The sequence below is a fragment of the Streptomyces sp. NPDC057623 genome, from assembly GCF_042800355.1.
Classification (GTDB): domain Bacteria; phylum Actinomycetota; class Actinomycetes; order Streptomycetales; family Streptomycetaceae; genus Streptomyces.
Map to the genome: position 1 here is coordinate 25,805 of NZ_JBHVGZ010000024.1, position 6,640 is coordinate 32,444.

General features: G+C 71.0%; 7 protein-coding genes. 4 read left to right on the plus strand and 3 right to left on the minus strand.

Features of this window, described 5'->3' with window-relative positions:
• Positions 1-31: 31 nt before the first annotated feature.
• The 4 genes from ACFU95_RS24125 (at position 32) to ACFU95_RS24140 (ending at position 2,056) form a co-directional block, all read left to right on the plus strand.
• Positions 32-427: a hypothetical protein gene (locus ACFU95_RS24125; RefSeq protein ID WP_383831196.1), complete on the plus strand. Its 396-nt coding sequence runs from the start codon at positions 32-34 to the stop codon at positions 425-427.
• Positions 428-653: 226 nt separating this feature from the next.
• The gene (locus tag ACFU95_RS24130; RefSeq protein WP_383831198.1) at positions 654-1,235 is read left to right on the plus strand and encodes a hypothetical protein; all 582 of its coding nucleotides are present in this window, start codon (positions 654-656) and stop codon (positions 1,233-1,235) included.
• A 114-nt stretch (positions 1,236-1,349) separates the two neighbouring features.
• The gene (locus ACFU95_RS24135; protein WP_383831200.1) at positions 1,350-1,616 is read left to right on the plus strand and encodes a hypothetical protein; all 267 of its coding nucleotides are present in this window, start codon (positions 1,350-1,352) and stop codon (positions 1,614-1,616) included.
• Complete coding sequence (locus ACFU95_RS24140; RefSeq protein WP_383831202.1) at positions 1,613-2,056, plus strand: hypothetical protein; 444 nt, start codon at positions 1,613-1,615, stop codon at positions 2,054-2,056. The genes ACFU95_RS24135 and ACFU95_RS24140 overlap by 4 nt, the downstream gene beginning before the upstream one ends.
• Positions 2,057-2,412: 356 nt before the next feature.
• Here the strand turns inward: ACFU95_RS24140 and ACFU95_RS24145 are convergent, their stop codons facing one another.
• From ACFU95_RS24145 to ACFU95_RS24155, 3 genes are read right to left on the minus strand one after another with little or no spacing between them, the layout of a single operon-like run.
• Positions 2,413-3,063 carry a hypothetical protein gene (locus tag ACFU95_RS24145; RefSeq protein WP_383831204.1) on the minus strand — a complete coding sequence of 217 codons (651 nt, stop codon included), beginning with the start codon at positions 3,061-3,063 and terminating at the stop codon, positions 2,413-2,415.
• Between the two features lie 27 nt (positions 3,064-3,090).
• Positions 3,091-5,586 (minus strand): glycosyltransferase, encoded by a 2,496-nt coding sequence (locus tag ACFU95_RS24150; RefSeq protein WP_383831362.1) that lies wholly within the window; start codon positions 5,584-5,586, stop codon positions 3,091-3,093.
• Between the two features lie 41 nt (positions 5,587-5,627).
• Complete coding sequence (locus tag ACFU95_RS24155; RefSeq protein ID WP_383831364.1) at positions 5,628-6,329, minus strand: GntR family transcriptional regulator; 702 nt, start codon at positions 6,327-6,329, stop codon at positions 5,628-5,630.
• Positions 6,330-6,640: the final 311 nt, after the last annotated feature.

Genomic DNA, 6,640 nt, shown 5'->3' on the forward strand with positions numbered 1-6,640 from the left:
CACGCTAGCCCCGCACCCGCAAACTGGCCCCGTGAATACGCAAAGTGAGCTGACCTGGCTCCCGGGATCCGGCGTTCAACTCCGCAAGGCCGGTGTCCAGTTCGACGCGATCAGAGTCGACGGCGAGGAGGGCCGGGACGTGGCCGACTGGCTCGCGCGGATGACCGGCGGCGATCCGGGGCCGATCGTCGAGACGGCGACGGGGCGGCGCGGGGTCTACTTCCTCGTGGCCGTCGGCAGTACGTCCCACCGCGCCTGGCCCGACCACGTCACCCGCTTCACCGCAGGTCCGAGCCGTGTCTCGTACATCCCGGTACCCGCCCTCGACGGCCTGACCTGGCCCTTGAGTTGGCGCTACCGCCCCACGGCCCCCGACCGCCGCGTCCACACGCATCTGCTGTGCGCGGCCCTTCACTCCCAGGAGTGAAGAACGCGAACTTCCGCCTGGGAAAAGGTGGTTTCGACTTGCAATCGTCGCTTTGCGTGGCCTTAGAGTCACGCCAACAAGAAATGCCCCCGCGGTGCGCCAACACCCGGGGGCTCGACACCAGGAGCCATACCTCCGGATGCTTTCTCATCGTACGACGCGTGCGCGCGTCTTTTCAGGCTTCTCTGCCGCCCTCCTCCGCGACCGGGGCATCTCCTGGCGCGCGGTGAGCGTACTGACGTGCATGCTGGCCCTCCCGAACCACACCCGCGTCACCCTCCGCGCGCTGGCGACGCCGAGTGCGAAGGGGCGGGGGAAGGTCGCCGCCGCACTGCGTGAGCTGGAGGAACGGCGGTATCTGCGGCGGACCGGGGTGGCGGGCCAACTCCCCGTTGTCTACGAGGTGTTCGACACGCCGTACGAAGTCGAGCCACGAACAGGTGATTCCGAAAAAGTCCCGGAGTCCGAGGCTCCGAGCAGGCACACCGTACGCGCCGCGCACCTGCTCATCTCGCTCAGGAACATCGACCCACGGCTCACCCTCGACGGCCCCGAGGCGCTGCGGCTCGCGCCGCTCGTGGAGGGGTGGTGGGAGCGGGGCGTCAGCAGCGCGCGGGTGCGGGCGGCGCTGGCGTACGACTGGCCGGGGCCGGTGCACTCGGCGGTCGCGCATGTGGAGGCGTGTCTGGTGCGGGGGTGCCCTGAGGTTCCGACGCCCGTGCCGGTCACGGCTGTCGAGGTCGGGCACGGGTGGGCTCGGGGTCTTCGGCGATGGTGGTGGCGGTGGTGGCGGGTCGCGCCCGCGTAGGCGCGGAAAGACTCCCGGTCGCGCGTCCGCGGACCGGGTCGACTCAATCGAAGGAATCCGATGACCCTGACACTGGAACGCCCTGCGGAGGTATACCATCGGTATACTGCCCCCATGGCTGACACCACGATCAAGGTCGACCCCGCTGTCCGGGACCGTCTCCAGGAGCTGGCCCGGGATCGCGGGATGACCATGCGGGACCTCCTGACGGAGCTGGCCGGGGCCACGCCCACCAAGGAAGAGCTGAGGCAGCGGTACGAGGAGACCAAGGCGTACGTCGAGGAGCACTTCCTGGGCAGGCCGTACACCGAGGAGGACGAGAAGGCCGGCGAAAAGCTGTGGGCCGACCTTGAGGCCGGGCGGATCGGAGAGGTCCAGTGACGCAGGAGGAGAAGTACCCGCTGCCGCGTGCCGTCATCTTCGACGACACCGCCGCGCTCGCCCTCGGCGCGGGGAACGTCATGGCCTCGCGGCTCGTCGTGGAGGCCGAGAAGGATCCCGCCCTGCGGGTCTTCGTCCCGGCACTCAGCCTCGCCGCCGCTGAGCGGGAGCGGGCCGGTGTCGCCGAGCACCTGGGCGCGCTGCCGTCCATCGATGTCGAGGGGCTCGACTTCGCGGCCGCTGCCGCAGTCGGCAAACGCCTGCGGACGGCCGGTGCCGACGACGAGGGCAAGGACGAGCCGGACTGGAGCGGCGCCCACGTGCTGCACCTCGCGCTGCCCACCGTCGAATGGCCGCGCGGGCGTCCGGTCCTGACCGGCACGCCGACGCGCTACCGGGGCACCGGCATTCGCACCATCCGCATCGTCGAGCAGAGCTGACGCATCCGGCGGAAGTACCCCTGCTCCTCCTGATGGCGCTGTGGGCGGGCGATGTGCGCAGGCCGCCCACAGCGTGAGGCCGTACGGATCGCTCAGCGGAAGGTGAACGTCATGCGTGTACTGCTCCAGGCCCATCTCGACACCGAGAAGACGAACGACATCATCCGCAGCGGTCAGATGCCCCAGCTGATGCAGGAGATCGTCGGGGCCTTCAAGCCGGAGTCCTCGTACGCGCCCAGATGCCGCCGCTCACCGAGCCGCTCTTCGAGAGGTTCGGAGCCGAGGTGAACTACACGCCGGTGATGAACCTCGACGACGTGCAGAAGGGGCTGTCCCAGCTGAAGGCCGGCTGACGGTCAGCTGAAGACGATCATCGACCCCTGCGCCAGGCTCCGTGTCGCCGCCGCGTGCAGTCCCAGCCACACGTGCCGTTCACGGGCGAAGGGGCTCGGGTCGTAGGGGGCGGGGACCGCGGGCTCCTCCAAGGAGGTGGGGGCGAGCGGGGCTTGCGGAGGCGCCGGAGGGTTGGCCGGGTCGATGCCGATGACCTGGGCCACGAACTCCAGCTCGCGCAGGAGGGACTGGGCGGAGCCCAGCGGGCCGCCGCCCGCCAGGAGTTCGTCGTTGGAGAGCGGGCTCGGGAAGTCGACGGGGACGTAGGCCCCCGCGTGGTCGTAGTGCCAGACCAGGTGTGACTGCTTGGCCGTGGACTCGAACATCTCCAGGAGCTGTTCGTAGTCGCCGCCCAGGTCGTCGACCGGGGTCACCGGGAGCCCGCAGACCTGGAGCAGATACGCGCGGCGCAGGAAGTGCAGCGCGTCGTAGTCGAACCCCGCGACCGGGGCGACGTCACCGGACAGGCCCGGCATGTACTGGTACACCGGCACCGGCGGCAGCCCGGCCTCGGCGAGCACCTTGTTGTATTGCGCGAGTTCCTCGGCGAAGGGGTTGTCGGGGGTGTGGCACAACACGTCGACAAGCGGTACCAGCCACAGGTCACAGGCCAAAAGAGCGCTCCTCGCGTAGCAAGTCGGTCAGGGAAGGGTAATCGGTGCGGCTCGGGCGCGGACCCCCTCGTGCGGACCTCGGACAAGTCCCCGCTCGTGCAGATCCCATACCCATACTCCGTCCACCCACCTCCCCGGTCCGCCCACCAGCTTCTCCACGGTCTCCCGCAGGGCCCCGTCGTTCGGCTGCGGAGCCAGCACCAGGACGCCGGCCCGCCAGTACGCCAGGTCCACCCGCGCCTGTTCCCGCCAGGACTCGTTGACCGGCGGGACCTCGCCCGTGTTGCGGACGTCCCGCAGCAGGTTGGAGGTGAAGCGGGGCTCGGCGCCGTAGATGCCGGCCCGTTCGTCGCCGTAGGGGCCGTTGAAGTAGCCGCCGGGCAGTTTGAAGCCGAGGCCGGCCTCGGTCTGCCAGTGCAGCGCCTGGGCGTCGCCGGGATCCGGCAGCGGCACCGGCACGAGCGACTCGCCCTCGCGTACGTACGACGCCCAGGTCCCGTCCGCGATGAAGGCGGGCACGTCGGTGCGGTCGACGGCCCTGAGCGGGGCGGGGACAAGGGGGAGCAGGGCGAGGCCGACGCCCAGCAGGCCGGCGTAGCGGGTCCACGGCCGGTGGGCCACCAGCAGCCGGTCCACGGCGATCGCGAGCAGCAGGCCCAGCGCGGGGGCGCAGATCATCGCGACCCGGCTCTCGATGACCGCCTCGAAGAGCGGCTTGTCGGCGAGGAGTTTCCACGGGCCGGGGACGGTGACGCCCGTCAGCGGAACGCGGAACTCCGTCCCCAGGGACAGGAAGGCCGCCGCCACCGCCGTGAACGCCAGCGCCTTGACCAGGGCCCGCTTCCACAGCCGTACGAGGATCGCGAAGGCGAGGAGGACCAGCGGCCAGCCGTAGAAGGCGTTCTGTTCGGTGGTGTTGAAGGACAGGGCGTTCGCCGTCCGCGCGTCGCCCGCGAGCCAGGAGCGCTCGGCGAAGGAGAGCAGGGCGAGGGGGCTGTTGAACGAGCGCGGGTTGTGCTCGATGCCCGTGTAGCTCTGCGGCCCGGCGAACTGCCAGACCAGCGGATACACGACCAGGGGGAGACAGACGGAGGCCCCGATGAGCAGGCCCCTGAGCAGCGGCCGCCAGGACTGCCGTGCGGTGTCCGGGCGTACGGCCGCGTAGGCGCCGGCGAAGAGCAGCATGCCCAGCGCCGACAGCAGCAACGGCTCCTCGCCGAGGAGGACTTGGTACGCCGCCATCAGGCCCAGCACCACCCCGTCCCGGACGACCCGGGTGCCCGTGCACAGGCGCAGAGCGCGGTCGGCGATCAGCGGGATCATGAACAGGACCACGAAGTTCGGGTGCGCGTGGGCGTGGCTGACCATGGGCGGCGCGAAGGCGGCCAGGGACGCGCCGAGAAAGGCCGCGATCCGGCCCTGCACGACGTGCTTGACGATCAGCCGGTACCAGGCGGCCGCGGTGGCGGCGAGGCCCAGCGTCATGACCAGGCTGAGACTGACCGCGGGCCCGGCGAGCAGGGTGAGCGGCGTCAGGGGGACGGACAGGCCCGGCATGACCGTGTTGGCCATGAGGTTCACGCCGTCGGGGAAGCCCTGGAGGTCGGAGAAGAGGGGGTTGCGGAAGTGGGTGACGTTGTCGGCCGTGACCGCGAAGAACCACTCCCACTGGTTCTGGTCGCGGAGGGAGTCGGGGAGGTAGCGGTGGGCCGGGTCGAAGAAGCGGCCGGCGTAGAGGGCCACCGACATCAGCAGGAAGAGGAAGGCGGCGAAGACGTCGGCGGGGCGCAGGGTGATGCGGGTGAACTCGGTGAGGGCGCCGGCGTAGTCGAGCGGGCCGACCTTCGAGCCGGGCTGGTGGGACCAGCGCACGGGGACCTCGGCGACGGTCAGGCCGGCGCGGCGCAGGTGCCGTAGCACCTCCACGTCTATGGCCCAGCCGTTGACGCGGGAGGCGGCGTAGGCCGCGCGGGCGGGGTCGCCGTCGAAGAGCTTGAAGCCGCACTGGGTGTCGCGGATGCCCGGGACGGCGGAACGGCGTATGAGTAAGTTCCCCGCGCGGCCGAGGAGTTCACGCAGCCGGTGCTGGCGGTCGCCGATCGTGGCGCCGGGGGCCGAACGGGAGCCGATCGCCGCGCAGTTGCCGTCGGAGAGTGCCTTGTCGAGCCGTTCCAGCTCCTCGATCGGCGTCGCGAGATCGGCGTCCGTGACGAGTACGCGACGCCCGCGCGAGGCGGCGACCCCCAGCCGCAGCGCGTGGCCCTTGCCGCGGTTGCGGGGGGCGGTGACCAGGCGGATACGGGGGTCCTGGCGGGCCGTGACGAGATCGCCGGTGGCGTCGGTGGAACCGTCGTCGGCGACGACGATCTCCCACTCGCCCCAGCGGCCGGCGTCGGCGGTGAGGTGGTCGGTGAGGGCGTCGAGCGTTGGGGGGAGGCGGTGTTCCTCGTTGTAGGCGGGGATGACCACGGAGAGGGCGGGGGTGGCGGGGGAGAGATCCGGGAGCTCGGGGACGTCGGGTATGTCGGGGACGTCGGGGGTCTGTGCCGGCTCCGGCTCGTGGGTCACCCGCCCGCCAGTCGCTCGATCAGGGCGAGGGAGCCCGCGTCGTGGTCGGCGATGATCGCGCGGGCCATGGGGAGGTCGCGGGCCAGCAGGGCGTCGACCAGGTCGGTGTGCCGGCACCACAGGTGGCCGCGCAGATCGTCGAGATGGCGCAGGTGCTGGACCGCGCAGACCCAGGACTGCACCCGCAGCCGGTGCAGGAAGTCGGAGAGGTAGGGGTTGCCGAAGAGGGCGCCGAGTTCGCGCCAGAAGCGCAGGTCGTAGCCGATGAGCACGGTGAGGTCGCCGGCGGTCGCGGCGCGCTGGGCCTCCTCGGCGCGTCGGCGTACCCCTACGACGGCGGCGCGGACGCGGGGGTCCTCGGGGTCCCGGTTGCGGGCGGTGTCGGTGGCCAGGACCTGGAACATGCCGTTGGTGACCAGGCCGCGGGCCTCGATGATGCCGCGGTAGTCCTCGACGGAGTACTCGTGCACCCGGAAGCCGCGGTGCTGGTCGGCTTCCAGCAGGCCCTGTGCGGAGAGGTCGACGAGGGCCTCGCGGACGGGGGTCGCGGAGACGCCGTACTGCTCGGCGATCTCCTTGACGGTGAACTCCCGGCCTGCCTGGAGCCGACCGGCCAGCACCTCGTCCCGCAGCGCGTCCGCGATCTGCTGCCGCAGGGTGCTCCGCGTCACGGAGCCGTTGCCGCCGGTGCCGGGCATGGTCAGGGCGTCTCCCGTCGTCGCGATGAGGTGGCGTGCGTGTGTCTGTGCGTACACGTATATGTCTACGAGCACGCCACCTTACGCGTTCGGCTTCCGAGGAACGTTTCCGCGACGGCAGAGATCTTTTCGCCCCCGCCGCCCCTACCCGTCCCACCCCTGGGGGCTGCGCCCCCAGACCCCGCTTTCGGCCCTGAAAGGGCTCGTCCTCAAACGCCGGATGGGCTGTGATGCCTGGACCGGCGCGGTGGGGTGAAGCCGCCTGCGGGTGGGTGGGGGTTCGGGATGGTGGTGGCTCGTCCTCGAACGCC

Excerpts from the sequence above, each read along its gene's own strand:
- ACFU95_RS24135 (WP_383831200.1), top strand. The coding sequence starts at position 1,350 with ATGGCTGACACCACGATCAAGGTCGACCCCGCTGTCCGGGACCGTCTC.
- ACFU95_RS24155 (WP_383831364.1), bottom strand. The coding sequence starts at position 6,329 with ATGCCCGGCACCGGCGGCAACGGCTCCGTGACGCGGAGCACCCTGCGG.